The sequence below is a fragment of the Roseobacter sp. EG26 genome, from assembly GCF_049830555.1.
Classification (GTDB): Bacteria; Pseudomonadota; Alphaproteobacteria; order Rhodobacterales; family Rhodobacteraceae; genus Roseobacter.
The window spans coordinates 300,877-326,440 of the sequence record NZ_JBNBLH010000005.1 but is presented as its reverse complement, the minus strand read 5'-3'; the positions used below and the strand labels follow the sequence as shown (position 1 = coordinate 326,440).

The window sequence follows — 25,564 nt, the reverse complement described above, 5'->3', positions numbered from 1 at the left end:
GATCAAAGCGGCGCAGTGCTTTGCCGGGCAAAACCCGGCCATACCACGAACATCCGCGTGTCTTTGCGCGTGGACAACCGGAAGGGAACCCGGAGCAATGAATACCGGAACACAGAACTATGTGAAGCTGGTGGTCCTGGCACTTGCCACGCTGTTTGCGATGATTGCCGCAAGTTACGCGCGTGATCTGGCCTATCAGGTCCATATGGTGATTTTCATGATCGTGGGCGCAGGCTTGTTTCTGACGACCCTGCGCGCAACGGATGAACCGATAAAGCCAATACCGACCAATGAATATTTTGACAGCGTGGTGCGCGCGGGCGTCATTGCCACCGCGTTCTGGGGTGTTGTCGGGTTTCTGGTCGGTGTGGTGATTGCTTTCCAACTAGCGTTCCCCAGCCTGAATTTTGAGTGGGCGGAGGGCTATGCCAACTTCGGCAGGCTGCGACCGCTGCACACATCGGCGGTGATCTTTGCCTTTGGTGGCAATGCCTTGATCGCCACGTCCTTTTTTGTCGTGCAACGCACATCTGCCGCGCGGCTCTGGGGTGGAAATCTGGGATGGTTCGTCTTCTGGGGGTATCAGCTTTTCATTGTTCTGGCTGCAACGGGCTATCTGCTCGGCGGTACGCAATCAAAAGAATACGCTGAACCCGAATGGTACGTGGATATCTGGCTGACCATCGTCTGGGTCGCCTATCTGGCCTGTTTCCTCGGCACCATCGTCAAGCGCAAAGAGCCACATATTTACGTTGCGAACTGGTTCTTTCTGGGCTTCATCGTGACCGTTGCGATGCTGCATATCGTCAACAATATTTCCATCCCGGTCTCCATCTGGGGCAGCAAATCGGTACAGGTCTTTTCAGGCGTGCAGGATGCGATGGTGCAATGGTGGTACGGCCACAACGCCGTCGGCTTTTTCCTGACCGCAGGTTTTCTGGGCATGATGTATTACTTCGTGCCTAAACAGGCCGAACGCCCCGTGTTCTCCTACAAACTGTCGATCATCCACTTCTGGGCGCTGATCTTCCTCTACATCTGGGCGGGTCCGCACCATCTGCACTACACAGCACTGCCCGATTGGGCATCAACTCTGGGCATGGTTTTCTCTATCATTCTTTGGATGCCAAGCTGGGGGGGCATGATCAACGGTCTGATGACGCTGCAAGGGGCCTGGGACAAGCTGCGCACCGATCCGGTGTTGCGGATGATGGTGACCAGCCTGGCCTTCTACGGCATGTCCACATTTGAGGGGCCGATGATGTCGATCCGTTCGGTCAATTCGCTGTCGCATTACACCGACTGGACCATTGGCCATGTGCATTCCGGTGCCCTGGGCTGGAACGGTCTGATCACATTCGGTGCGCTCTACTATCTTGTGCCGGTGCTCTGGAAGCGCGAGCGTCTCTATTCCCTGTCGCTGGTCAGCTGGCACTTCTGGCTCGCCACAATCGGCATCGTGCTTTACGCCGCATCCATGTGGGTGACCGGCATCATGGAAGGTCTGATGTGGCGCGAAGTCGATGCAAACGGCTTCCTTGTGAACAGTTTTGCCGACACCGTCAGCGCCAAGTTCCCGATGTATGTGGTGCGCGGGTTGGGGGGCGTTCTGTTCCTCTCCGGTGCGGTGATCATGTGCTATAACCTATGGATGACTGTTCGAGCCGCGCCTGCCAAGGCCGCTCTCGGCACAGCCGTCCCCGCTGAATAAGGAGGGGCGAGATGTCGATCCTGTCAAAACATAAGTTCATCGAAACCAACGCCTCCCTTCTGCTGATCCTCAGCTTTCTGGTGGTCACGATCGGGGGGCTGGTGCAGATTGTGCCGCTCTTCTATCTGGAAAATACCATCGAAAAGGTGGAGGGCATGCGTCCCTATTCCCCTCTCGAACTCACCGGTCGGGACATATACGTCCGCGAAGGCTGCTACGTCTGTCACAGCCAGATGATCCGCCCGATGCGCGACGAGGTGGAGCGTTACGGTCACTACTCGCTGGCCGCCGAATCCATGTATGACCACCCGCACCAGTGGGGCTCGAAACGTACCGGGCCGGATCTGGCGCGTGTCGGCGGGCGGTATTCGGATGACTGGCACCTTGATCACCTGCGTGACCCGCAATCGGTTGTGCCGGAATCGATCATGCCGAAATACGGGTTCCTGGAACGCACGCTGCTGGAAAGCGAGCACATCGAGGACCTGCTGAAAACGCATGCGATTGTCGGGGTGCCTTACACCGACGAGATGATCGAAGCGGCGGCGGCAGATTTCCGGGCGCAGGCTGATCCAGACAGCGATTACGACGACATGCTTGAACGCTATCCCGGCGCGCAGGTGCGCAACTTCGATGGCCAACCGGGTATTTCAGAGGCGGATGCGCTGATCGCCTATCTGCAGATGCTGGGCACATTGGTCGATTTCTCGACCTTCACCCCAGACGCAAACCGGTAGGGAGAGAGACGTGGAAACCTATTCTTTCCTGCGCGAATTTGCGGATAGCTGGATGCTGCTATTACTGTTTGGGGTCTTTGTCGGCATGGTTTTCTGGGTCTTCCGCCCGGGCAGCCGCAAAGTTCATCAGGATACCGCCAACATCCCTTTCCGACATGAAGACAGACCGGCCCCAGATCAGGAGGCACCAAAATGAGCAAGATACCCCCGAAGCAAGAGGGCGATCCCAATACCACCGGCCATAGTTGGGACGGGATCGAGGAATTCGACAATCCGATGCCGCGCTGGTGGCTATGGACATTTTACGCAACCATTCTCTGGGGTGTGATTTACACCATTGCCTATCCCGCATGGCCGCTTGTGTCCTCGGCGACGGCGGGGTTGCTGGGCTATTCCACGCGCGCTGAGGTCGCGGCAGAAATCGCCGCGGTAGAAGAAGCCAACGCGGGCATCAACGTGCAACTTGCCTCCGCTGAGCTGACCGAAATCGCGAGTGATGCCACGCTGAACGGCTACGCGGTTTCAGCAGGTGCCGCAGTTTTCCGGACCTGGTGCGCGCAATGCCACGGCTCCGGCGCGGCGGGTTTCAAAGGATACCCAAACCTGCTGGATGACGATTGGCTCTGGGGGGGGGATATCGAAGCGATCCACACAACAATTTCGCACGGTATCCGCAATGAAGAGGATGAGGATGCGCGCTATTCAGAGATGCCCGCTTTCGGAGAGATACTGGAAGAAGAGGAAATCGCGCAGGTCGTCAACTATGTGCTTGAGCTGTCAGGTGCCGAGGCTGATCCAGCTCTGGCTGGTCCGGGCGCAGAGGTTTTTGCCGACAATTGTTCAGCCTGCCACGGTGAAAATGGCATGGGTGACCGCGAACAGGGCGCCCCGAATCTTTCCGATGCCATTTGGCTTTACGGAGGTGATGCCGAAACATTGACCGAGACTGTGACCTATAGCCGCTATGGCGTCATGCCACCTTGGACCCAACGATTGACCGAGGCACAGATCAGGGCGGTGTCGCTCTACGTGCACCAGTTGGGCGGGGGCGAATAACTCCGCTGGCTACACCTTTTGTGGTAAGATGCTGTTGTCCAACAGCGCCGGACCCAACTTGCAAGGACCGCCGTGACCGATCAAGCACCGCCTCCCAGCCTCTATGCCGCGCGTGAACCGATTTTCCCGCGCCGTGTGTCGGGCGCGTTCCGTAATCTCAAATGGGTGATCCTAGCGGTCACCCTGGGCATCTATTACCTTGTTCCGTGGATCAGATGGGATAGGGGCCCCAGCTTGCCGGATCAGGCCGTACTGCTCGATCTGGCCAACCGACGGTTCTACTTCTTCTGGATCGAGATCTGGAGCCACGAATTCTATTTTGTCGCCGGCCTGCTGATCATGGCCGGGTTGGGATTGTTTTTGTTCACCTCTGCGCTGGGGCGGGTCTGGTGCGGTTATGCCTGCCCGCAAACTGTCTGGACCGATCTCTTCATCCTGGTGGAACGCTGGGTCGAAGGGGATCGCAATGCGCGCCTGAGATTGCACCGGCAAAAGAAAATGGACGCGCGCAAGTTGCGGCTGCGACTGACGAAATGGCTGCTGTGGCTGCTGATCGCGGTGGCCACCGGCGGGGCCTGGGTCTTTTATTTTGCCGATGCACCCACGCTGATGGTCGATCTTTTCACCGGTCAGGCGCATTCGGTGGCCTATGGCACGGTGGCTTTTCTGACCGCAACAACCTTTGTCTTCGGCGGTTTCATGCGGGAGCAAATCTGCATCTATGCCTGTCCCTGGCCGCGCATTCAGGCCGCCATGATGGACGAAGACACCCTGACCGTGGCTTACCGTGACTGGCGGGGCGAGCCGCGCAAGCACAGTCAGGAAGCAAAAACCGAGCCGATGGGCGACTGTATTGACTGCATGGCCTGTGTCAACGTGTGCCCCATGGGGATCGACATCCGCGACGGGCAGCAGATGGAGTGCATTACCTGCGCGCTCTGCATTGACGCCTGTGATGACGTGATGGAACGCATTGGCAAGCCTCGGGGGTTGATTGACTACATTGCGTTGTCGGACGAAACGCTTGAGCGCGAAGGCAATGCGCCGCGCCCGATCTGGTGGCATATTTTCCGGCCTCGCACGATGCTTTATACCGCCCTTTGGGGTGGGATTGGTGTAGCTCTGATCATCGCGCTCTTTATTCGGGCTGATATTGAAATGACCGTGGCGCCTGTGCGGAATCCAACCTTCGTGACGCTCTCTGACGGCTCGATCCGCAACACCTATGACATCCGTTTGCGCAATAAGAACAACGATGAACGCCTGTTTCGGATCTTTGCACTGGGCGACCCCGCGCTGCGCATCCAGCTTGAAGGGACACCCTATGCTTCTGTGCCCGTCGCGGCAGATACGTCACATCTCCAACGGGTTTACGTGATTGCGCCTCCCGGTTCAGATCCGGCCAATGGCGCGCGTACGGATCTGCGGTTCTGGGTGGAAGATTTGTCCAATGGTGACCGCGCTTACAGAGACAGCAGCTTTACCGGCAAAGGAGACGTGCAATGACACCCGCAACAAAACGGCTGACGGGCCGCCACGTCGCCATCATTTTTGTGTCCGGATTTGCAATCATTATCGGTGTCAACTTGCTGTTGGCCTATAGCGCGATCGCCACCTTCCCAGGGTTGGAAGTCAAGAATTCATACGTGGCCAGCCAGCAATTTGATCGCGATCGCGATGCGCAGACAAAACTTGGGTGGTCGGTTGCCCTAAAAGCTGAGGAAACCGATGTCATACTGTCGATCACCGATAAAAAGGGTGATCCGGTCAAGGTCAAGTCCCTGGAAACAACACTGGGTCGAGCGACACATGTACGTGATGATCAAAAGCCGGCCTTTGTTTTTGACGGGCGGAATTATGTAGCTTCGGTAACGCTGGCAGAGGGCAATTGGAACCTTCGGATGGTGGCGATTGCTGACGATGGCACAGCCTTTCGGCAACGTGTGCCTCTGCATGTGCCCAAGGCGGACAAGTGACGAGCGTTCAGACGAATACGCCGGTCGCTTGTCCGGGGTGTGTGGCGATGCCCCCGCGAGAGATGGAACTGCCTGCCCAGGCTGCAAAGCTGGTCCTGTCATTGCCGACAATCCATTGTCAGAACTGTATCGCTTCGGTTGAGAGAGCGCTGAGCGCACATGCAAAGGTTCGGTCCGCGCGGGTAAATCTGACACTCAAACGCGCGCTGATTGATGCCGAACCTGATGTCATGGCACCGGAGTTGATTGCGCTTTTGGACGCCTCCGGATTTGAAGCCTACGAGCTTGATCCCAAAGCGCTGAATGAAACCGCCACGAATACGGCGGGCCGTGATTTGTTGATGCGCTTGGCCGTCGCGGGCTTTGCTTCCATGAACGTCATGCTTTTGTCCGTCGCGGTGTGGTCCGGAGCGGCAGATGCCACACGTGATCTGTTCCACTGGATCTCTGCCGCCATCGCATTGCCTGCAATTGCCTTTTCCGCACAGCCATTTTTTCGCAATGCATGGAGCGCTCTGCGCGCGGGTCGATTGAACATGGATGTCCCGATCAGTCTTGCCATCCTTCTGGCTTTGGCGACCTCTCTTTGGGAGACGTGGCTTTCGGGACATCACGCCTATTTTGATGCGGCTCTCACGCTTACTTTCTTCCTTCTAGCGGGGCGTTGGTTGGATGCGCGGGCGCGTTCCGCTGCCCGCTCAGCTGCCGAAGAGCTTACGGCGCTTGAAGTGCCGCGTGCATGGAAAATCGAAGGTGGCAAACCCGTTGAAGTGCCCGTTGCAACCTTGGGCGTGGGCGATCACGTGTTGGTGCATCCCGGGGCGCGCGCGCCGTCAGACGGCATGGTCCTCGAAGGGCACTCTGAAGTAGACAGATCCATGTTGACCGGTGAAACAGTGCCAGTGCCCAGACGACCGGGTGACGAGATGGGCGCAGGGGAAGTCAACCTGACAGGCCTTTTGGTCCTGCGCGCCACGGCGGTCGGTCAAGACACTTCGTTGCAACGGATGGCGGCATTGGTGGCCATCGCCGAAGGGGGGCGGTCTCGATACACCTCTCTTGCGGACCGTGCTGCGAAACTCTACGCGCCGGGGGTGCACATCCTGTCGGCTCTGGCCTTCCTCGGCTGGTTGATCTGGTCGGGAGATCTACGCGTTTCGCTGAACATCGCCGCTGCGGTTCTGATTATTACATGCCCCTGTGCCCTCGGGCTTGCTGTGCCGGCTGTTACAACAGCGGCTTCCGGGCGGCTTTTTGGCAAGGGCCTTCTTATCAAGAATGCCACCGCTCTGGAACGGCTAGCAGAAGTCGACACCGTCGTTTTTGACAAAACCGGAACTTTGACAACCGGTCACCCGGCGCTGATGAACTGGGATGACCTGACCGTTTCCCAGCAAAGGCTGGTCTACGCTTTGGCGCGCGGATCAGAGCATCCTCTGTCGCGGGCGATTGTTGACGCGGCTGAGAGGGCGAAACTTGAGCCAGCGCCGGTAAGTGACCTCCGCGAGCTGCCGGGCTTTGGCACCTCGGCGATGATGAATGGCAGGTTGTCGAAACTTGGTCGCCTGGAATGGGTTGGAGCCGTTTCAGATTTTGACGGGCTTTGCGCGGCATTTGACTGCGGTGACGGACGCCCTTTTGTGTTGAAATTCGAGGATAGTGAACGGCCCGGTGCGAGACCCTCGATCAAAGGTCTCCGCGACATGGGGATTAATGTTATCCTGTTGTCTGGTGATCGAACTCCCGTCGTCAAAAGCTTCGCCCGGAATATGAATATTTCCGATTGGCAAGCCGAGCTGTTACCGGTCGACAAGGAAGGTTTGGTGCGCGCCATGGGTGAAAATGGCCGAAAAGTCCTGATGGTCGGAGATGGATTGAATGATACGGCGGCACTAGCGGCGGCTCATGTTTCGATCAGCCCGGCCCAGGCTCTGGATGCAGCGCGGGCTGCATCCGATATTGTTTTGCTGGGCAATGACCTCGCACCCATTGCAGAAGCCGTGTCGGTTGCGCAAAATGCAACCCAGCGCATAAAGGAGAACTTCCGGATCGCGACGCTGTACAATGTCATTGCGATACCCCTTGCAGTCGCGGGAATGGCGACACCGCTGATTGCGGCACTGGCCATGTCCGCGTCCTCCATATCGGTTTCACTGAACGCATTGCGTGTCAGGGGGCGCAGATGAATGTGCTGGCTTATTTAATCCCGATCTCGCTTTTTCTCGGCGGGATCGGATTGCTAGCGTTCATCTACACCTTGAGAAGCCGCCAATATGACGATCCTGACGGTGACAGTCGGCGGATTCTGAGCGACACTTGGGATGATCGTCCCAAGCAGTAAGGGCTGTTTCAGGATGGCCCAACCATCAGACAACTGATATTCCGTGCGGCCAGGCGACGGCAGGCGAGATCTGCGCTGTCGCGGGTCATGCCCAGGAAATTGGCATCGAAGCCTGTCGGTTTTTTAACGACCTTGCGTAGTGTACCATCCAGCGTGGCCATTTCAGCGAGCGCCGTGGTGACCAATGCACGTTCGGCCTTGTAGCGACTTGGGTATCGCCCAACGTTCACGCCCCACTGATGCCCCCCAGATGTAGACATGCGTGTAACGACTTCGTTCTCCTCGGTCGGTGCCGGCTGAACAACTCCCAGCAGGCTGGCGGGTCGCATGACCGGGCGGGGCGTTACCGCAGCCAGGCTGTTGTTGGGCACCTGCGTTGGTGCAGGGGTTGCCTCAATCGGTGTTTTTTGTGCTTCAATCAGGGCCGAAGTAATGTCGGCGGAAAGAACACCGCTTGTGCTTGCCTGAGAAGCCGCGGGCGTTTCGACAGCAGCAAGTGCGTTTTCCGGTATTGTGGTCGCATCAACCGGGCGGAGCCTTGGTCGTTTGCTGATTTTTGTAAGGCCGCTGACGCGCACTGTTTTGCCAGCGCCACCACCGGTATAGACGGGCCGCGAGGGTTTTTTCAGAGCGGCGCGTGTAGGTGAGCGTTTGAAACCCATGTCCAACAACTCTGCCACACGGGCGTTCCGCGCGCTTGTGGAGGTGCCGCCAAACACAGTCGCGATAACCCTTTCGTTGCCGCGCTCCGCCGAGGCAACCAGATTGAAACCCGCAGCGCGCGTGTATCCTGTCTTGATTCCATCAGCGCCACGATATGCCGCCAAAAGGCGGCGGTTCGTATTGGCCACTTCGCGAACCCCGGCATTTGTCGAGCGACGTGAGAAGAGGTTGTAATACTCTGGGTAGTCATAAAGCACATGACGCCCAAGAATGGACATGTCTCGCGCGGTGGACAGGTGGCCCTTTTCCGTCAAACCATGGGCATTTCGGAAAGTTGTACGGCTCATACCCAGCGCTTTCGCCGTGCGGTTCATACGGCGTGCAAAAGCAGCTTCCGAGCCTTCCAACGCCTCGCCAATGGCCGTTGCAGCGTCATTGGCCGATTTCACAGCAGCGGCGCGGATCAGATAGCGAAAGGCAATACGCTGCCCCGATTTCAGCCCGAGTTTCGATGGCGGTTCCGAGGCGGCATGGCGTGAGATTTTCACCTTGGTATCCAAGGAGATTTCGCCACGCTCCACAGCTTCGAAAGCGATGTAAAGCGTCATCATCTTCGTCAATGAGGCTGGATGCAGGCGCGTATCGGCATTTCGCGAATGCAGAACCTTGCCCGTTCGGGCGTCCATGACAAGCGCTGCGTAAGGAGCAGCGGCGGCACTCAGTGGCAGAACCACCAGCATCCAGAAAGCTGCAAGGAGAAATAGCCCGTAACGGGCCGGCACTGCGCGCCGAACCTTCATGATAACCTGCCTTTTTTCTGCCTCATGCCGCCGATTTGTCCGACTGGCTGTTTTATGTGTGGGAGACTACCACAGCATTAGGTTTCAATAAAGTCTTTGTTTTAAAGTATTTGCGTTAACTTTCGGTGAAGCCTGACCCACATCTTGCGGATGCGCCCCGCAATAGGCCCATAAAATCGATTTTGTCAGAAATGTGGCAGTTGCCCCGGCGGTGAACTTCATTTTGGGTGGCCTGTTTCAGAGAGAGATTCTCGGGAGTTTTCGATGTTTTCGATGAGTTGGGCGAAGTGCCCGAGGTCGGGCAGCGACCGATACCGTTCATCGTCTTGCGGTGGTGCTGCTTTTTCCAGTTCCCATTCATGTCCATGGGGCACGAAAACGCCCCAGCCACCAGCGTCTATCATGGGCAGGACATCAGACTTCATGGAGTTTCCAACCATGAGACCCCGGTTGGTTCCGTCCCCATGTCGTTTGAATATCTCATGATAGATTTGGGGGTTTTTGTCCGAGACGATCTCAACGGCATCGAAGTAATCGCCAAGCCCCGATTGCGCCAGTTTGCGCTCCTGATCCAGCAAATCCCCCTTTGTGATCAGAAGTATCCTGTGGGTCTGGCAAACCGTTTCAACGGCTTCCCGCGCATGTGGCAGAAGATCAACAGGATGGCGCAGCATCTCCCGCCCGGCCTCCATGATCTCGGCAATGACCTTTGTGGCCACCCTGCCGTCCGTCACGTCGATTGCGGTTTCAATCATGGACAGGGTAAACCCTTTGACCCCGAACCCATAATGCCCAAGGTTCCGTTTTTCCGCGGCAAGTAGTCGTGACATGAGCGTCTGATGATCGGTGAACTCCGCCAATAGGTCCGCAAAATGGGCCTGCGTCATTTGAAAGATGCGTTCATTGTGCCAGAGCGTATCGTCTGCATCGAAGGCTACTGTGGTGAGTGTCTTAACCATGTCGCCCGACCCCTTTCCTAAATGCTCAGACAGTTTATATAGAGCGTTCAACGACTCACCATGGCCAAAAGCAGATCAGGAGCAGAAATGCACCGCGACGCATTCATCATGGCAGGCCGTTCAGAAGATGATGGTGACACCTCTGTTCTGACCGCGACCAAGCCCAAGACCAAGCGCCCGCCGCTTTACAAAGTCTTGTTGCTTAACGACGACTTCACGCCGATGGAGTTCGTCGTGCATGTTCTTGAGCGGTTTTTTGGTCTCAACCACGCACAGGCTTTTGAAATCATGCTGACGGTGCATAAAAAAGGCGTTGCCGTGGTGGGTGTCTTTAGCCATGAAATTGCCGAGACGAAGGTCGCGCAGGTCATGGATTTTGCGCGTCGGCATCAGCACCCTTTGCAATGCACAATGGAAAAAGAAGAATAGCATCGTGATCGATGCCCGACTGCAATTGGCCCTCAAAGGGGGCGGCTTGGCGTGGCCGAAAGAGGGCCGTATCGCCGTCGTTCTGCCCCGAGCGGATGCGATTCTCTCTGGCGTGCCAAGAGATCGTATCGAGATAATCGAGGGTTTCAGACCCACTTATGATGCGTGGACTGCGCGGGGATATTGCTGTTCAGTTCAATTGGAGGGGCGTTATTCGGCTGCTCTGGTTTGCTTGCCGCGCGCGAAATCCGAAGCGCGTGCTTTGATAGCCAGTGCCGTGTCGCGCACCGATGGGCCGATTGTCGTCGATGGTCAAAAGACGGATGGTGTCGATAGTATTTTCAAGGACCTGCGCCAGCGCGCCAACGTAAGCAATCCCATCTCCAAGGCACATGGCAAACTGTTCTGGACGGCCAACCCGGAGCCTGAAGCGTTTCGGGATTGGGAGGCTGGGCCTGCGTTGACGACAGGTGGTTTCTGGACGGCGCCTGGGGTCTTTTCCGCCGATGCCGTGGACCCTGCATCCGCTTTGCTGGCGTCTGCTTTGCCAGAAGACATGGGCAAACGCGTTGCCGATCTGGGGGCTGGCTGGGGGTATTTATCGGCGCATATCCTGACCCGACCAACGGTCGAGCACGTGCACCTGGTCGAGGCAGGTCATATTGCCTTGGAGTGCGCGCGGCACAATGTAACTGACGCGCGCGCGTCTTTTCATTGGGAGGATGCGACCCATTGGGCGCCGGAAACCAAGATGGATACGGTGGTCATGAACCCGCCCTTTCATACGGGTCGGGCCGCAGACCCGGCTCTCGGTCAAGCCTTCGTCCAGTCCGCTGCCAGACTTCTCCACCCCCGGGGGCATCTTTGGATGGTGGCAAACCGCCATCTGCCCTATGAGACCACCTTGCAAAAGTGTTTTGCACAGGTCACAGAATCTGGAGCGGATACACGCTTCAAACTGTTTCATGCAAGCAGACCACTTCGCAAAAGAACGTGAACCGGTTTAGACTGGGTTACCGTGAGAAAGGGATTCCATGTCATTTTCGATCAACGGCAAGACGGCGATTGTCACCGGCGCTGCAAACGGGATCGGTCTGGCCATATCGCGTCAGTTTGCGGATCGTGGGGCCAATGTCATGTGTGCCGACATGGATGAAAAGAAGCTCGCCTCAGAATGGGGCGAGCAGTCCGATGATGGCAATCTGCGCTACTTTGCCGGTGATCTGCGGCAGCGGCTGACGATTGCCAATCTCGTCTCTGCGACAATTGATGCATTCGAGCGGGTGGACGTTCTGGTCAATGCCTCGCGTCAAGTCATGGCGACAGATGCCCTGGATGTGGAAGACAATTCGGTCGCGGTTCTGTTGGAGCAGAACCTCATGACGTCGCTTCACCTCACGCAGCAGGTGGCCCGACGTATGATCAAGCAGGGGGCTGACCAACCGGAGGGGCAGGTGGGGTCGATCATTAACCTCAGCTCGATTGCTGCCCGCAACACACGGCCAGAACTAATGGGGTATTCCATTGCATCGGCAGCACTGGAACAGATGACCCGTTCGATGGCTCTTGCCCTGGCACCCGAACGCATTCGCGTGAATGCAGTTGCTTTCGGATCGGTCATGAGTGCTTCGCTCAAGTCCTCGGTGGTTGAGAACAGCGAGTGGCGAGATGACATTCGCAGTCACACGCCGCTGGGCCGAATTGCGGGCCCTTCTGAACTGGCTGACGCGGTCCAGTTTCTGGCCGCGGAAGGGTCGGGCTTCATGACGGGCGAGATCATCACCGTAGATGGCGGGCGCAGTCTTCTGGATGCCGTTGCAGCACCAGCGCACTAGATTGACACTTTCCGTTTCGCGCAGATCAGGTTTACATAAGCGTGAGCAGATCGTGACAAACTGGACGCCCCATGACCGATAATTTTGAGACTGAAAAGGACCGCGCGTCCGCGTGGTTCAGAGAATTGCGTGACCAGATTGTGGCGTCTTTTGAAACGCTGGAGCAAGATCACGATCAAGGCCCGCTGTCGGATACAGTACCGGGCGTTTTCGAGGTGACCGAAACCCAACGCAGCAGCGATGACGGATCAGACGCCGGCGGCGGGTTGATGAGTGTCATGCGGGGCGGGCGCGTGTTTGAAAAGGTGGGGGTCAATATCTCCACCGTCTACGGCACATTGGGTGAACGGGCGCAGATGGCAATGGCTGCGCGCAAGGGCATACCCGGCATGAAAGACGATCCACGTTTCTGGGCGTCCGGCATCAGTCTTGTGGCCCATATGCAGAACCCGCATGCGCCAGCGGTTCACATGAATACACGCATGTTCTGGACGCCGCATGCCTGGTGGTTCGGCGGCGGTTCCGATCTCAACCCCTGTATTGAGTATGCCGAGGATACGGCGCATTTTCATGCCACGCAAAAGCAGCACCTCGACCGGCATGGGCCCGCGTATTACCCAAAGCTCAAGGATTGGGCGGATGAGTATTTCTACATCCCGCACCGCTATCGTGCGCGCGGCGTCGGCGGCATTTTCATGGATGATCACTGCACTGGTGACTGGGCTGCGGATTTCGCGCTGACGCAGGACATTGGGCGCGCGTTCCTGCCTGCTTTTGTGCCGCTTGTGCAAAAACGCCGCGTGCAGGACTGGTCAGAGGCTGACAAGGACGCGCAATTGGTCCACCGGGGGCTTTATGCCGAATACAACCTTGTCTATGACCGCGGCACCAAATTCGGGCTGGAAACCGGGCATGATGCCAATGCGGTTCTGATGAGTCTGCCGCCGCTGGCAAAATGGGTGTGAATGCCCCTAGCTGCCGTGCCAGTCGAAAAAACCGGGCCCTGCGCGCGACAAAAGCTCCTCGGCAAGCTCTTGGCCCATGTTAGCACCCTCTGAAATCGCGCCGATGCGTTCACCTGTGATCGCTTGCGAGCCATTGGGCCGCAGTACCTCTCCGCGCAACCGCAACTGACCGCCCTCAAGTTCGGCGAGCCCGGCAATGGGCGTTTCGCAAGATCCATCAAGCGTCAGCAGGAACCTGCGTTCGGCCGCCAACCGCTGACCGGTTTCCATGTGATGGATCGCGGCCAGGATTTCAGCGGTGTTTTCATCATTGGTCCGGCGCTCAATGCCAATGGCACCCTGGGCGACAGCGGGCAACATATCATCGGGGCTGATGGGCGTGGCGGGAACATCCTCCATGGCCAGCCTGTTCAGCCCGGCCGTGGCAAGAAAAGTACATTCCGCGACCCCATCGTGGAGCTTTTTCAACCGTGTCTGCACGTTGCCACGAAACTCGACCACATTCAGGTCAGGCCGCCGGTTCAGCAGTTGGGCCTTGCGGCGCAGGCTGGATGTGCCCACAACAGCCCCGGGTGCAAGATCGGCAACGGCCGTGAGTGCGGGGGACACAAAGGCATCGCGCACATCTTCGCGCGGCAGGTATGTGTCAAGGATCAGCCCATCCGGCTGAACCGTCGGCATGTCCTTCATTGAATGGACCGCGATGTCAATTTTGCCCGACAACAGGTCTTCTTCGATCTCGCGCGTGAAAAGACCCTTGCCACCGATTTCCTTAAGCGGGCGATCCTGTATGGCGTCGCCTGTGACCTTGATCACCACAATGTCAAAGCAGTTTTCAGACAAGCCGAAGGCCGCGGATAAGCGTTCGCGTGTCTCATACGCCTGGGCCAGCGCTAGAGGAGATCCGCGTGTACCAATTTTCAGAGGCGTGTCGGGAGTGGGAAGCGTTAATGTCATGCGACAATCAATAGGCGCGTCAAATTACCCTGACAACCCGTCAGTCTCTTGACATCAGGGCCGCTGGCGCTGACCAACGGAGAAATTGAAAATGAGGACATCATGGCCCCGACCAAAACGATCCTGCGCGCTCTTGCTGGCGAGACGCTTGCGACCCCACCGATCTGGATGATGCGGCAGGCTGGACGGTATTTGCCGGAATACCGTGCGACAAGGGCGCAGGCAGGTGACTTTCTGTCCTTGTGCTACAATTCCGAGCTTGCCGCAGAGGTCACGTTACAGCCCATTCGACGCTATGGATTTGATGCGGCGATCCTCTTTGCGGATATCTTGTTGTTGCCGCAGGCTCTGGGGGCCGATCTGTGGTTTGTGACGGGTGAGGGGCCAAGGTTGTCGACAATTCAGACGCAGGCGGATTTCGACAGGTTGGGACCGGTGGCGGACATCCATGAAACGTTGGGCCCAATCTATGAAACCGTACGTATCCTGCGCCGCGAACTGCCCCAAGACACAACGCTGATCGGGTTTGCCGGGGCGCCCTGGACTGTTGCGACCTATATGATCGCCGGGCGCGGGACGCCAGATCAGGGGCCAGCACATGCGTTGATGCAGGAGAACACACCACTTTTTGAAGCGCTGCTTGATCGGATCACGGCGGGCACAATTGACTATCTGGCCGCTCAGATCGAGGCCGGCGCAGAAGTGGTCAAGATATTCGACAGTTGGGCGGGTTCGCTGAAAGGCGATGCCTTCCAGAAATATGCCCTGAAACCCGCAAAAGAGATCACCGCTGCGCTCAAAGCCCGTTATCCACAAATTCCTGTTATCGGGTTCCCCCGTGAGGCGGGTGACAACTACATCGGGTTTGCCAAAGAGACGGGCGTGGATTGCGTTGCTTTGGACAATTCCATCAGCGCGGATTGGGCCGCTCAACATGTTCAGGTGGATGGTTGCGTGCAGGGAAACCTTGCCAGCAGCCATATGGTAACGGGTGGCCAGGCGCTGATCGACGATACGCGCGCCATTGTGAAGGCGTTTTCCAACGGGCCGCATATCTTCAATCTCGGGCATGGGATCACGCCGGATGCAGACCCCGACAATGTGCAGCGCATGATTGATGCGGTTCGCGCGGGATAATCGGTATTTCTGGCTTGACGGCGCAGCATGGCTGGCATAGTCCACGCCCCGATGGCGTTATAGCTCAGTTGGTTAGAGCGAACGACTCATAATCGTTAGGTCGGTGGTTCAAGTCCACCTAACGCCACCATCCTACCCTCGCCCCAACCAATTGACCTTCGCGCTGCTCAGCGCAAGGGTTTGTGGCGAAAAGGCGCATTGTTGCGGGCCTGCGATGACCGTCCTCGACTACGCAACCATCAATGCAGCTTTCAATGGTCATAGTCCGAAGGATCGGCGGCGCTGCAAACCGGTACGCCGCTCTGCGGACGAGTCCTGCTTGGCGCAGACGAATTATGGTGCGAGTTCGGACCCAGCTGGTCAGTGATGTCGGCCCGAAGCCCGGAGGAATGGCTCGACCAGATTGCCTGACTTTACGGGTCAACCGGCCTTGATGGTAAGATTTCCGATGAGACCGGGGGCATTGCGTCGCCTGCGACTGATTGCGATCAGATAGTTACAAACACGGGTGACAACCTGTCTGATCTGCAATAGCAATTTGTCTGGGAAGAAAAGTCACAGGCCGCGCCAAGAAGGCCTGACCAAATAATTGGGAGGAATACCATGACGATCTCACGGAAATCATTTCTGAATGTGGCGGCGGCTGCGGCGCTGGCCTTCGGCTTTGGGGCCGCGCCCGCGCTGGCTCAGGAAGTTACCCTGCGCCTGCACCAATTCCTGCCGCCGCAAGCCAATGTGCCCAAGCTGGTTCTGGATGTCTGGGCGGATAATGTCGAGAAAGACAGTGGCGGGCGCATCAAAGTCGAGCGTTATCCGTCCATGCAACTGGGTGGCAAGCCGCCAGAGCTGATGGATCAGGCCATTGACGGCGTCGCCGATATCGTCTGGACCGTTGTCGGCTATACACCGGGCCGGTACCCATCGACGGAAGTGTTCGAGTTGCCCTTCATGATGACAAACGCCCGTGCCGCCTCCCGCGCGTATTGGGAAATGTTCGAAAAGCATATGAAGGATACCGAATTCAAAGATGTGCACATCCTTGGGACCTGGGTGCATGGTCCCGGTTTGATCCATGCCAACAAGGAAGTTCGCAAGCCCTCTGACATGGAAGGTCTGAAAATCCGCGGTGGATCACGCTTGGCCAATGCTCTGCTGGAGAAGGTTGGCGCGACGCCCGTTGGCATGCCGGTACCTGCTGTGCCCGAGGGTCTGTCCAAGGGTGTGATCGACGGTACAACGATCCCGTGGGAGGTCACGGCTGCGCTCAAGATCCCGGAGTTGGTCAGCAACCATACGGAATTCACCGGCAATGCGCTCTATGTTCTGACATTTGTTTTGGCGATGAACAAAGACCGCTATGATGGTCTGCCCGAAGATCTGCAAAAAGTGATCGACGATAACTCGGGATTGGAATTCTCGGTATTTGCGGGTGGCACTCAAGCCGACAGTGACGGTCCGGCGCGCAAGGCTGCGGCCGATCGGGGCAACAACATCGTTACGCTCAACGAGGCTGAAACCGCTGAGTGGAAAGCTGTGGCTGAACCGATTTATGCGGAATGGGTCGCTGACATGAATGAAAAAGGCATTGATGGTCAGGCGTTGATTGATGAAGCACGTATGCTCATCGACAAATACACCGAGTAAGCTTTGAAATCTGAAAAAGACCCGCGGCAAGCAGCACTTGCGGCGGGTCTTTTTTGATCTTGGACGGGGATGACAGATGCATCAGTTGATAAAGCTGCTCGCGCGGGGCACGGCGGTTGTTGGTGGCCTCGTGCTGGTCGGGCTGATTGTCCTCACCACCCTGTCGATCATCGGACGTTCGCTGAACAAGATGCTCCATTCCGACCGTGCAGAGGGCCTGCTTGGAGGTTTCACTCAAAGCTTGCTGGATCTTGGTATTGGTGAGGTCAATGGCAGCTATGAGTTACTGGAAGCTGGGGTCGCCTTTGCGATCTTCTCCTTCTTTCCGGTTTGCCAGCTTTACGGCGGGCATGCGACCGTCGATATATTCACGTCGAAACTGCCGTCGAGGGTCAACAGGGCCATCGTCGCGTTTTGGGAGGTCGTTCTGACGGCGACGCTGATCCTGATCAGCTGGCGGCTCTACGAAGGGATGCAGCGCTACATTGGCAATGGTGAAACCACCCTGTTTCTGCAATTTCCGGTCTGGTGGGCCTATGCGGCAAGCTTCGCGGCATCGACCGTGACCTGTATCGTCGCGCTGTATTGTGCCGTGATGCGGATTGGCGAGAGCCTCTCGGGGCGCGTACTCTTGCCAACCTCATGAGGATCTGACTGTGAGTAATCTCGAGCTGGGCTTCATGTCATTCCCAATCCTGCTGCTCATGGTGTTTTTGCGCGCACCAATCGGGCTTGCCATGTTGCTTTGCGGCTTTGCGGGGTGGTATTTTGCCATGGGTGGCAACCCCAATGTGCTGCTGAACAAACTCAAATCGGAAACCTACACACAGTTTTCGAGCTATTCGCTTTCCATCATCCCGATGTTCCTACTGATGGGCCAGTTTGCGACCCTCTCGGGCATGTCCAGTTCGCTGTTCAAAGCGGCGGAGAGCTTTCTAGGGCACAGACGTGGCGGGGTGGCTATGGCCGCAGTGGGGGCCTGTGCAGGCTTCGGAGCGATTTGCGGATCGTCTCTGGCAACAGCGGCAACCATGTCCAAAGTCGCCCTGCCGGAGTTGCGTCGCTACGGGTATTCAGGCGGTTTTTCGACGGCCACACTGGCGGCTGGCGGCACGCTGGGCATCCTTATCCCGCCCTCTGTGATCCTCGTCATCTACGCCATTCTGACCGAACAGAACATTGCAAAGCTGTTCCTCGCCGCCTTTATTCCGGGCATCCTCGCGGCGATCGGTTACATGTTGACCATCTCGCTTTACGTGCGCTTGAATCCGAAATCTGCCGGGACGAGGCCCCCGCAACCCATGTCAGAGCGTTGGGCTGCATTGGCGGAAACCTGGCCGGTGCTGGTGATTTTCGGCCTTGTGGTCGGCGGCATCTATCTTGGCTGGTTCACGCCGACAGAAGGCTCGGCCATCGGTGCTGCGGGCACAGGGCTGGTGGCACTGGTCTCGGGCAGCCTCAACTGGGCTGTTTTCCGCGACAGTCTTCTGGGTACCGCCAAAACGACTGCCATGATCTTCTTCATTGTACTAGGCGCCAGCTTCTACAACAGCTTCCTCGCCCTTTCCGGCGTGCCGCAATACATGGCGGACTGGGTCCTCAGCCAGGGCTTCAGCCCGTGGTTCGTACTGTCGATCGTTCTCATCTTCTATCTCGTGTTCGGTTGCCTGATGGACAGCCTGTCAATGATTCTGCTCACCGTCCCGATCTTTTTCCCTGTTATCTCTGCGATGGATTTCGGAATGTCGCCGGAACACGTGGCGATCTGGTTTGGCATTTTGGTGTTGATCGTCGTCGAGGTCGGGTTGATCACGCCACCAGTGGGCATGAACCTCTTCATCATCAATGCGATGGACCGTGAGACCCCGATGACGGAAACCTATAAGGCCGTGATGTTTTTTGTGGGATCAGATATTCTGCGTGTCGTTATTCTTGTGATGTTCCCAGCAATTACCTTGTTCCTGATCCCCGCCTGAGGACAGGCAAGGTGCCAACTGGTCTTCAAGAGTTTGCGATATAGTGCACTAATTTCTGCACTCGCCTTGCAGGCAGGGTTTGTGCGTGCAGTATAAAACCAATTCCGGCTTTTGACTTGGGGGAGGCGCCAGTGACCAGCGCGACGGAAAACGCAGCCAGTTATTTTGTTGACCGCCATCTACAAGAAGGGCGGGGCGACAAGACGGCCTACCGGGAAGCGGGAACGGGCCGGAACCTGACTTACCAGCAACTGGCGGAAGGGGCGAATTGCATTGCCGGTGCATTCCGACGTGCCGGATTTCGCGCGGAAGAGCGGGCTGCGATGTTGGTGCTCGATACTCTGGAGTTCCCCCAGATTTTCTTTGGGGCTTTGAAATCCGGGGTTGTGCCGGTTCCGATCAACACGCTTTTGGCCGCGCCTGTCTATGACAGCATCCTGCGCGACAGCCGCGCCTCTGTGCTTTTTGTTTCCGCAGCTTTGCTCGACGTTGTGGCGCCGGTATTGGCGGATAATCCTTTCTTGCGCGCGGTGATCGTTATTGGCGAAGCTTCTGTCGGCGACAGCCTGAACTACGCGGATTTTGTCGCGGGAGCAGAAGCTCTGGAGACCCAGCCTGCCTCGGGCGATGAAACCGCGTTCTGGCTCTATTCTTCTGGGTCCACAGGGTCACCGAAAGGCGTTCAGCATGTACATTCCAGCTTGAAGGCCACCGCTGACACCTACGGGGCAAACGTTCTGAACTTGACCGAAGATGACATCGTGCTTTCTGCGGCAAAACTCTTTTTTGCCTATGGCCTCGGCAACGCGATGACATTCCCGCTCGCGGTTGGAGCCACGACGGTACTTTTTGAAGGCAGGCCCACGCCCGGAGATATGATCGCGACACTCAATGCGGAACAGGCAACGGTGTTTTGTGGCGTGCCAACACTTTTTGCGGCGATGGTCGCCGAAATGGACAAATCAGGCGCCCCGACAGCCCCTTTGCGTCGCTGCATTTCTGCGGGCGAGGCGCTGCCCGAGGACGTCGGAAACCGGTGGCAGGCGCATACAGGCGTTGCCATTCTTGACGGTGTCGGATCAACCGAGATGCTGCATATTTTCCTGAGCAACCGGGAGGGGGACGTGGTCTACGGGACCTCCGGGACCCCGGTGCCGGGCTATGATGTCCGGCTTGTGAGTGAAAATGGCGCCGAGGTTGGAGACAATGAGATCGGCGAATTGCTCGTCAGCGGAGCCTCCGCCGCCTCTGGCTACTGGAATCAACGCAGCAAATCACGCGCAACCTTTGAAGGTATCTGGACAAGGACGGGGGACAAATATGAGCGTCGCCCTGATGGGCGTTATATCTACTGCGGTCGGACAGACGATATGTTCAAAGTCTCTGGTATCTGGGTGTCACCTTTCGAAGTGGAGCAAGCGCTTGCCAGCCATTCAACTGTCCTCGAAGCTGCCGTCGTTGCGGCCAAGGATGACGCGGGTCTGGACAAGCCCAAAGCCTTCATCGTGCTGGCGACTGAGGCTCCTGATGACCTGAAAGAGGTGCTGACGGACCACGTGAAAACACGGATCGGCAAGTGGAAGTATCCCCGATGGATCGAAATCGTCGATGATCTGCCAAAAACAGCAACCGGGAAAATCCAGCGCTTCAAGTTGCGCGAGGGGCTGGCGTGAGTTTTCGTTGGGCGGCGGACGAAGGACAAACGCTCGCAGCAGGTGACGCGGCTCTGGAATACAGGTGCTACGGTCCACCTCCTGGATCGACGCCGACGCTCGTGTTGCTGCATGAAGGATTGGGATCGGTTGACCTTTGGCGTGATGTCCCCCGAAAAATTGCCGAAGCCACCGGACTTGGTGTGCTCGCATATTCGCGACAAGGGCATGGGCGGTCTTCGCAAGCCAGTCTACCTCGACCATTGAACTATATGACGCAGGAAGCGGAAGATACGCTTGGAAAGGTGCTGGACGCTGCGGGCATCACGGCAACCATTCTTCTGGGCCATTCTGATGGGGCGACCATTGCTGGCATTTATGCGGGTTCAGTCAGCGATATGCGGGTCAGAGGTCTGATCCTTATCGCGCCGCATTTTTTCACTGAACCGATCGGGCTTTCCGCGATACGTGCTGCGGGAAAGGATTTCGACGCCAGTGATCTGCGTGCGAAGCTTTCGCGATACCACGATGATGCCGACGCTCTCTTCCGGGGATGGCACGACGTTTGGGTTCATCCGGAATTTGAAACCTGGAACGTGGCGGATGCGATTGATCATTGGCGCATTCCGGTTCTTGCTCTTCAGGGGACGGATGATCCCTATGGCAGTCTGGCGCAGATCGACGAGATCGAGACCCGTGTCTATTCTCCGCTTGAACGCGTGATCCTGCGCGATTGCGGGCATGCACCGCATCTGGAGCGCCCGGAAGAAACAAAACGGGCGATTGTCGCATTCTGCGCCCGACTTGTGCGACTGGAGCAGGAAGATGTCCTGCTCTCCTGATCTTCCCGAAGGTGTCCCGCGCCCCCCGCATGTCTACGTGCCGGGCAAGACGGACCGACACCCGGAAGACTGGTTCGACGGGATCAAGGCAAGCGCGTTGACAGCGAAGACCCCGCAGGCACTGCATCAGACTGCCGCATTCCAGGCCGGTTTGGCGTATCTGGAGGCTGGTTACTTCTGGGAGTGCCATGAAGTGTTGGAGGCTGTTTGGCTTCAGACAGTTGTTCCAAGCGCGGAGCGTGACATGGTTCAGGCCCTGATCCAACTGGCCAACGCGCAGCTGAAACTGTTGATGGAGCGCCCGCGCGCAACCCTGCGATTATGCGAAAGGGTTGGCGCGCATTTGGAGCGCTGCCCCCAGAGTGCTGTGACGCTTGGGCTTCGGCCCGCTGCTATCCGTGCGCAGATGGAAGATGTTCAGAAACGCGCGAAAGATGAATTATAGTGCATTAGAAGCAGGGATATTGTCTGATTTTTGCGCCTATATGCGCTTTACGGCCAAACATACGGAACTATAATTCATTATGAAGCAGAATGGCGTCCTCTGGCGCTAGAAGGTGCCAAAGTGACCAAACACATCGATTTTCAGGTCGACCCGAATTCAATGAAACACTGGCGCGTCAGTTATGACGGCGCAGTGGCCAACCTTTACATGGATGTCGACGAGCAAGGCGGACTTTTTGAGGGATATGAGCTCAAATTGAACTCTTATGATCTGGGGGTTGATATTGAGCTTGCGGATGTCGTTCAGCGCATGCGGTTTGAACACCCGGAGGTTAAGGTTGTTGTCTTGCGCTCTGCGAAGGACAAGGTTTTTTGCGCAGGCGCCAACATCCGTATGCTGGGAGGGGCTGCCCATGCGCATAAGGTGAACTTCTGCAAATTCACCAATGAAACGCGCAACACTTTCGAAGCAGCGCTCCGGGACAGTGGCCAGAACTATATCTGCGCTGTAAGGGGTGCTTGTGCAGGTGGCGGCTATGAGCTCGCGCTGGCGTGCAATCACATCATGCTGACGGACGACAGCACCTCGTCTGTGGCGCTGCCGGAGGTGCCATTGCTCGCCGTTCTGCCGGGAACGGGCGGGCTGACGCGTGTGACCGACAAGCGCAAGGTGCGGCGGGATCTGGCGGATGTCTTTTGTTCGGTTGAAGAGGGGGTCAAAGGCAAGCGGGCGCTGGATTGGAAGCTGGTGGATGAGGTGATACCGAACTCCAAATTTGATGAAACCGTTGCAGCACGCGCTCAGGAACTCGCGACCAATTCAGCCAAATCTGACGTCCCGCAGGGCATTGAGCTTAAGCCCCTGTCTCGCAGGATAGGCGAAAGTGACGTGCAATATTCAACCGTGGGCATTGAGATCGACCGGGGCGGGCGACGTGCGATCATCACGATCCAGGGGCCAAAGGAGGCCGCACCTGCTGACATGAACGCCTTCACAGCCGAGGGGTCGGACGCATGGTTGCTGCGCTGTGCGCGCGAATTGGATGACGCGATCCTGCACCTTCGAACCAACGAAGATGAATTGGGTCTGATCGAATTCCGGACACAAGGTGATCCTGATCTGGTGTGCGCTCATGAGGCGGTTTTACTGACCGACAAGGAGCACTGGCTTGCAAATGAGGTTCTGTGCCTATGGAAGCGCGTGCTTAAGCGTATTGATATGACGTCGCGCAGCCTCGTGGCGATGGTCGAGCATGGTTCGTGTTTTGCGGGGGTTCTGGCGGAAATTCTCTGGGCGGTGGATCGCAGCTACATGATGCTGGACGATTTTGAGGATGACGATCGTCCGCTGGCTTCGGTCATGCTGAGTGAAGCCAATTTCGGTCAATATCCGATGGGCAATGATCTCAGTCGCCTCGCGACCCGTTTCTATGGTGACCCGAAGCAGGTGGAAGCTCTGAAGACCCGTACCGGAGAGCTTTTGGAGGCAGAGGATGCAGAGACGCTGGGTCTCGTTACTTATGCCTACGACGACATCGACTGGGACGACGAAGTGCGTCTTTTCCGCGAGGAGCGTGCGAGTTTTTCCCCTGATGCGATGACGGGGCTTGAAGCAAATCTGCGGTTTGTCGGGCCGGAAACGATGGAAACGCGTATTTTTGGTCGACTCACAGCTTGGCAAAACTGGATTTTCCAGCGCCCGAATGCCGTGGGTCCTGAAGGTGCGTTGCAGCGATACGGGTCCGGCTTGCGGGCCGACTACAATATGCAGCGCGTCTGAGAAACAAATGTAATCGTCGGGCTGCCGTCTGACAGGAGGAAAGAATGCTCGATCTCATCAACGTCAGTTACGACAGTCAAATCCCAAACAATGTCGGTCTGAGCTCGGATAAAAAAGTGCTGAAGGCGCTCGAAAAATGGCACCCGGGATATATCAACTGGTGGAACGATCTGATCCCTCAGAACTTTCAGGACAGCATGGTCTATCTGCGGACGGCTGTGTCCGTTGACCCCAAGGGATGGGCAAAGTTCGACTATGTGAAAATGCCCGAATACCGTTGGGGTGTCCTTTTGGCACCGGCGGTCGAGGACCGAAAGATCCCCATGGGAGAGCACCACGGCGAACTGGCCTGGCAAGAGGTTCCGGGTGAGTATCGCAACATGCTCAAGCGCCTGATCGTCATCCAGGGTGATACCGAGCCCGGCTCGGTTGAGCAGCAAAGGTTCCTGGGGCTTACGGCCCCTTCGCTTTACGACATGCGCAATCTCTTTCAGGTCAACGTGGAAGAGGGTCGGCATCTTTGGGCGATGGTGTATTTGCTGCAGAAGTACTTCGGCCGCGACGGTCGTGAAGAGGCAAATGATTTGCTCGTGCGGTCATCGGGCAGCGAAGAAGCGCCGCGGATGCTGGGGGCGTTCAACGAAGAAACGCCTGATTGGCTGTCGTTTTTCATGTTCACCTATTTCACGGATCGCGACGGCAAGATGCAGCTGGAAAGCCTGGCACAATCGGGTTTCGACCCGCTGTCGCGCACTTGCCGTTTCATGCTGACCGAAGAAGCACACCATATGTTTGTGGGCGAAACCGGTGTCGGGCGCACCATTCAGGCCACTCTGGAGGCTATGAACAAGCACGGGATCAGCGATCCCTTTGACATCAACAAGATTCGCGACCTCGGGGTCATTGATCTGCCGACGATCCAGAAGAAGCTGAACCTGCACTATACGCTCAGCCTTGATCTTTTTGGTCAGGAGGTCTCCACCAACGCCGCCAATGCGTTCAACGCCGGTATCAAGGGGCGTTACATGGAGCAGCGCATTGACGATGATCACAAGCTGCAAGATGACACCTATGCCGTCACATCTATCCAGGATGGTCAGATCGTCACAGAAGACGCGCCTGCGTTGACCGCCATAAACATGCGCTTGCGGGACGATTATGTGCGTGACGCGGCGGGTGGTGTTGGCCGCTGGAACAAGGCAATCGCCAAAGCGGGTGTCGCGTTTGAGCTGAAGTTACCCCATGAAGGTTTCCACCGTCAGATCGGTGTCTTTTCGTCGGTTGCTGTGGACCCGTCAGGCAACATCATTTCAACCGCGGAATGGGAGGCACAGAAAGACGACTGGTTGCCGACAAAGGCGGATGGCGATTTCATTCAGTCTTTGATGGTGCCGTGCTACGAGCCGGGGCAGTACGCGTCCTGGATCGCGCCACCGAAGGTTGGCATTGATAACAAACCCGGAGATTTCGAGTATGTAAAACTGCACATGGCTTGATCCAAGTCAACGCAATCGTAACGCAGGCTGATCAAACTGGTCTGCGTCACCGCCAGTGACCTTTCGTTTCAAAGGAGACCGGACCATGCAAGCTAAGACCATGAAAACGCCCGTGATGTTGCAACAAAACTGCCTCGGATGCCCCGATTGTAAGGGCATATGCC

At 57.0% G+C, this 25,564-nt stretch carries 24 protein-coding genes and 1 tRNA gene; 22 read left to right on the top strand and 3 right to left on the bottom strand.

Translation table 11 applies throughout. From position 1 onward, the window contains the following. The first annotated feature begins 97 nt into the window (after positions 1 to 97). The 8 genes from ccoN (at position 98) to ccoS (ending at position 7,821) form a co-directional block, all read left to right on the top strand. Complete coding sequence (gene ccoN, locus ACOTTU_RS13815) at positions 98 to 1,711, top strand: cytochrome-c oxidase, cbb3-type subunit I (protein WP_298920329.1); 1,614 nt, start codon at positions 98 to 100, stop codon at positions 1,709 to 1,711. Between the two features lie 11 nt (positions 1,712 to 1,722). Further along, positions 1,723 to 2,448 (top strand): cytochrome-c oxidase, cbb3-type subunit II, encoded by a 726-nt coding sequence (gene ccoO / locus ACOTTU_RS13810; protein ID WP_298920331.1) that lies wholly within the window; start codon positions 1,723 to 1,725, stop codon positions 2,446 to 2,448. Between the two features lie 10 nt (positions 2,449 to 2,458). Beyond that, on the top strand, positions 2,459 to 2,644 hold the full coding sequence (locus ACOTTU_RS13805) for a cbb3-type cytochrome c oxidase subunit 3 (protein WP_298920333.1): 186 nt from the start codon (positions 2,459 to 2,461) through the stop codon (positions 2,642 to 2,644). After that, positions 2,641 to 3,504: a cytochrome-c oxidase, cbb3-type subunit III gene (ccoP, locus tag ACOTTU_RS13800; protein ID WP_425658822.1), complete on the top strand. Its 864-nt coding sequence runs from the start codon at positions 2,641 to 2,643 to the stop codon at positions 3,502 to 3,504. The genes ACOTTU_RS13805 and ccoP overlap by 4 nt, the downstream gene beginning before the upstream one ends. 72 nt (positions 3,505 to 3,576) lie before the next feature. Further along, positions 3,577 to 5,010: a cytochrome c oxidase accessory protein CcoG gene (ccoG, locus tag ACOTTU_RS13795; RefSeq protein WP_425658820.1), complete on the top strand. Its 1,434-nt coding sequence runs from the start codon at positions 3,577 to 3,579 to the stop codon at positions 5,008 to 5,010. Further along, entirely contained in the window at positions 5,007 to 5,480 is a 474-nt protein-coding gene (locus tag ACOTTU_RS13790; protein WP_425658819.1) for a FixH family protein, read from the top strand. The genes ccoG and ACOTTU_RS13790 overlap by 4 nt, the downstream gene beginning before the upstream one ends. Further along, positions 5,477 to 7,666 (top strand): heavy metal translocating P-type ATPase, encoded by a 2,190-nt coding sequence (locus ACOTTU_RS13785; protein ID WP_425658817.1) that lies wholly within the window; start codon positions 5,477 to 5,479, stop codon positions 7,664 to 7,666. Before ACOTTU_RS13790 ends, ACOTTU_RS13785 begins: the two co-directional genes overlap by 4 nt. Then, positions 7,663 to 7,821, top strand: a complete 159-nt coding sequence (gene ccoS / locus ACOTTU_RS13780; protein WP_298920343.1) for a cbb3-type cytochrome oxidase assembly protein CcoS — start codon at positions 7,663 to 7,665, stop codon at positions 7,819 to 7,821. Before ACOTTU_RS13785 ends, ccoS begins: the two co-directional genes overlap by 4 nt. 8 nt (positions 7,822 to 7,829) lie before the next feature. Here ccoS and ACOTTU_RS13775 read toward each other — a convergent pair whose 3' ends face one another. Together ACOTTU_RS13775 and ACOTTU_RS13770 are read right to left on the bottom strand one after the other, a co-directional pair. Beyond that, positions 7,830 to 9,284, bottom strand: a complete 1,455-nt coding sequence (locus ACOTTU_RS13775) for a D-alanyl-D-alanine carboxypeptidase family protein (protein WP_425658815.1) — start codon at positions 9,282 to 9,284, stop codon at positions 7,830 to 7,832. Positions 9,285 to 9,502: 218 nt separating this feature from the next. Next, positions 9,503 to 10,243 carry an HAD family hydrolase gene (locus ACOTTU_RS13770; RefSeq protein WP_425658813.1) on the bottom strand — a complete coding sequence of 247 codons (741 nt, stop codon included), beginning with the start codon at positions 10,241 to 10,243 and terminating at the stop codon, positions 9,503 to 9,505. Positions 10,244 to 10,330: 87 nt separating this feature from the next. Between ACOTTU_RS13770 and clpS the strand changes: the two genes are divergently transcribed. The 4 genes from clpS (at position 10,331) to hemF (ending at position 13,472) form a co-directional block, all read left to right on the top strand. After that, positions 10,331 to 10,672 (top strand): ATP-dependent Clp protease adapter ClpS, encoded by a 342-nt coding sequence (clpS, locus tag ACOTTU_RS13765; protein ID WP_298920349.1) that lies wholly within the window; start codon positions 10,331 to 10,333, stop codon positions 10,670 to 10,672. Between the two features lie 4 nt (positions 10,673 to 10,676). Next, entirely contained in the window at positions 10,677 to 11,669 is a 993-nt protein-coding gene (locus ACOTTU_RS13760; protein ID WP_425658811.1) for a class I SAM-dependent methyltransferase, read from the top strand. Between the two features lie 37 nt (positions 11,670 to 11,706). Beyond that, positions 11,707 to 12,507 carry an SDR family NAD(P)-dependent oxidoreductase gene (locus tag ACOTTU_RS13755; protein ID WP_425658809.1) on the top strand — a complete coding sequence of 267 codons (801 nt, stop codon included), beginning with the start codon at positions 11,707 to 11,709 and terminating at the stop codon, positions 12,505 to 12,507. A 71-nt stretch (positions 12,508 to 12,578) separates the two neighbouring features. Next, the gene (gene hemF, locus ACOTTU_RS13750; protein WP_425658807.1) at positions 12,579 to 13,472 is read left to right on the top strand and encodes an oxygen-dependent coproporphyrinogen oxidase; all 894 of its coding nucleotides are present in this window, start codon (positions 12,579 to 12,581) and stop codon (positions 13,470 to 13,472) included. 6 nt (positions 13,473 to 13,478) lie between these two features. Here the strand turns inward: hemF and hemC are convergent, their stop codons facing one another. After that, positions 13,479 to 14,429, bottom strand: a complete 951-nt coding sequence (hemC, locus tag ACOTTU_RS13745) for a hydroxymethylbilane synthase (protein ID WP_425658805.1) — start codon at positions 14,427 to 14,429, stop codon at positions 13,479 to 13,481. A 102-nt stretch (positions 14,430 to 14,531) separates the two neighbouring features. Between hemC and hemE the strand changes: the two genes are divergently transcribed. The 10 genes from hemE to boxB all read left to right on the top strand — a co-directional run bounded on the left by hemE (position 14,532) and on the right by boxB (position 25,400). Beyond that, positions 14,532 to 15,566, top strand: coding sequence for a uroporphyrinogen decarboxylase (gene hemE / locus ACOTTU_RS13740; RefSeq protein WP_425658804.1), 1,035 nt, complete (start codon positions 14,532 to 14,534; stop codon positions 15,564 to 15,566). A gap of 53 nt (positions 15,567 to 15,619) precedes the next feature. Beyond that, a tRNA-Met gene (locus tag ACOTTU_RS13735) sits at positions 15,620 to 15,696 on the top strand. A gap of 473 nt (positions 15,697 to 16,169) precedes the next feature. Next, the gene (locus tag ACOTTU_RS13730; protein ID WP_298920360.1) at positions 16,170 to 17,210 is read left to right on the top strand and encodes a TRAP transporter substrate-binding protein; all 1,041 of its coding nucleotides are present in this window, start codon (positions 16,170 to 16,172) and stop codon (positions 17,208 to 17,210) included. Between the two features lie 76 nt (positions 17,211 to 17,286). After that, positions 17,287 to 17,856, top strand: coding sequence for a TRAP transporter small permease (locus ACOTTU_RS13725; RefSeq protein WP_425658802.1), 570 nt, complete (start codon positions 17,287 to 17,289; stop codon positions 17,854 to 17,856). Positions 17,857 to 17,866: 10 nt separating this feature from the next. Then, positions 17,867 to 19,186: a TRAP transporter large permease gene (locus ACOTTU_RS13720; RefSeq protein WP_425658800.1), complete on the top strand. Its 1,320-nt coding sequence runs from the start codon at positions 17,867 to 17,869 to the stop codon at positions 19,184 to 19,186. A 131-nt stretch (positions 19,187 to 19,317) separates the two neighbouring features. Continuing rightward, on the top strand, positions 19,318 to 20,859 hold the full coding sequence (locus ACOTTU_RS13715) for a benzoate-CoA ligase family protein (RefSeq protein ID WP_425658799.1): 1,542 nt from the start codon (positions 19,318 to 19,320) through the stop codon (positions 20,857 to 20,859). Continuing rightward, the gene (locus tag ACOTTU_RS13710; RefSeq protein WP_425658797.1) at positions 20,856 to 21,680 is read left to right on the top strand and encodes an alpha/beta fold hydrolase; all 825 of its coding nucleotides are present in this window, start codon (positions 20,856 to 20,858) and stop codon (positions 21,678 to 21,680) included. The genes ACOTTU_RS13715 and ACOTTU_RS13710 overlap by 4 nt, the downstream gene beginning before the upstream one ends. After that, entirely contained in the window at positions 21,664 to 22,125 is a 462-nt protein-coding gene (locus ACOTTU_RS13705; protein ID WP_425658795.1) for a DUF309 domain-containing protein, read from the top strand. Before ACOTTU_RS13710 ends, ACOTTU_RS13705 begins: the two co-directional genes overlap by 17 nt. 120 nt (positions 22,126 to 22,245) lie before the next feature. Then, positions 22,246 to 23,904, top strand: coding sequence for a 2,3-epoxybenzoyl-CoA dihydrolase (gene boxC / locus ACOTTU_RS13700; RefSeq protein ID WP_425658793.1), 1,659 nt, complete (start codon positions 22,246 to 22,248; stop codon positions 23,902 to 23,904). A 44-nt stretch (positions 23,905 to 23,948) separates the two neighbouring features. Beyond that, positions 23,949 to 25,400: a benzoyl-CoA 2,3-epoxidase subunit BoxB gene (boxB, locus tag ACOTTU_RS13695; protein ID WP_425658791.1), complete on the top strand. Its 1,452-nt coding sequence runs from the start codon at positions 23,949 to 23,951 to the stop codon at positions 25,398 to 25,400. Positions 25,401 to 25,564: the final 164 nt, after the last annotated feature.

Excerpts from the sequence above, each read along its gene's own strand:
- ACOTTU_RS13730 (WP_298920360.1), top strand. The coding sequence starts at position 16,170 with ATGACGATCTCACGGAAATCATTTCTGAATGTGGCGGCGGCTGCGGCG.
- ccoS (WP_298920343.1), top strand. The coding sequence starts at position 7,663 with ATGAATGTGCTGGCTTATTTAATCCCGATCTCGCTTTTTCTCGGCGGG.
- ACOTTU_RS13755 (WP_425658809.1), top strand. The coding sequence starts at position 11,707 with ATGTCATTTTCGATCAACGGCAAGACGGCGATTGTCACCGGCGCTGCA.
- ccoN (WP_298920329.1), top strand. The coding sequence starts at position 98 with ATGAATACCGGAACACAGAACTATGTGAAGCTGGTGGTCCTGGCACTT.
- ccoO (WP_298920331.1), top strand. The coding sequence starts at position 1,723 with ATGTCGATCCTGTCAAAACATAAGTTCATCGAAACCAACGCCTCCCTT.
- boxB (WP_425658791.1), top strand. The coding sequence starts at position 23,949 with ATGCTCGATCTCATCAACGTCAGTTACGACAGTCAAATCCCAAACAAT.
- ACOTTU_RS13725 (WP_425658802.1), top strand. The coding sequence starts at position 17,287 with ATGCATCAGTTGATAAAGCTGCTCGCGCGGGGCACGGCGGTTGTTGGT.
- hemE (WP_425658804.1), top strand. The coding sequence starts at position 14,532 with ATGGCCCCGACCAAAACGATCCTGCGCGCTCTTGCTGGCGAGACGCTT.
- hemF (WP_425658807.1), top strand. The coding sequence starts at position 12,579 with ATGACCGATAATTTTGAGACTGAAAAGGACCGCGCGTCCGCGTGGTTC.
- ACOTTU_RS13775 (WP_425658815.1), bottom strand. The coding sequence starts at position 9,284 with ATGAAGGTTCGGCGCGCAGTGCCGGCCCGTTACGGGCTATTTCTCCTT.
- clpS (WP_298920349.1), top strand. The coding sequence starts at position 10,331 with ATGCACCGCGACGCATTCATCATGGCAGGCCGTTCAGAAGATGATGGT.
- ccoP (WP_425658822.1), top strand. The coding sequence starts at position 2,641 with ATGAGCAAGATACCCCCGAAGCAAGAGGGCGATCCCAATACCACCGGC.
- hemC (WP_425658805.1), bottom strand. The coding sequence starts at position 14,429 with ATGACATTAACGCTTCCCACTCCCGACACGCCTCTGAAAATTGGTACA.
- ACOTTU_RS13770 (WP_425658813.1), bottom strand. The coding sequence starts at position 10,243 with ATGGTTAAGACACTCACCACAGTAGCCTTCGATGCAGACGATACGCTC.
- ACOTTU_RS13790 (WP_425658819.1), top strand. The coding sequence starts at position 5,007 with ATGACACCCGCAACAAAACGGCTGACGGGCCGCCACGTCGCCATCATT.
- ACOTTU_RS13705 (WP_425658795.1), top strand. The coding sequence starts at position 21,664 with ATGTCCTGCTCTCCTGATCTTCCCGAAGGTGTCCCGCGCCCCCCGCAT.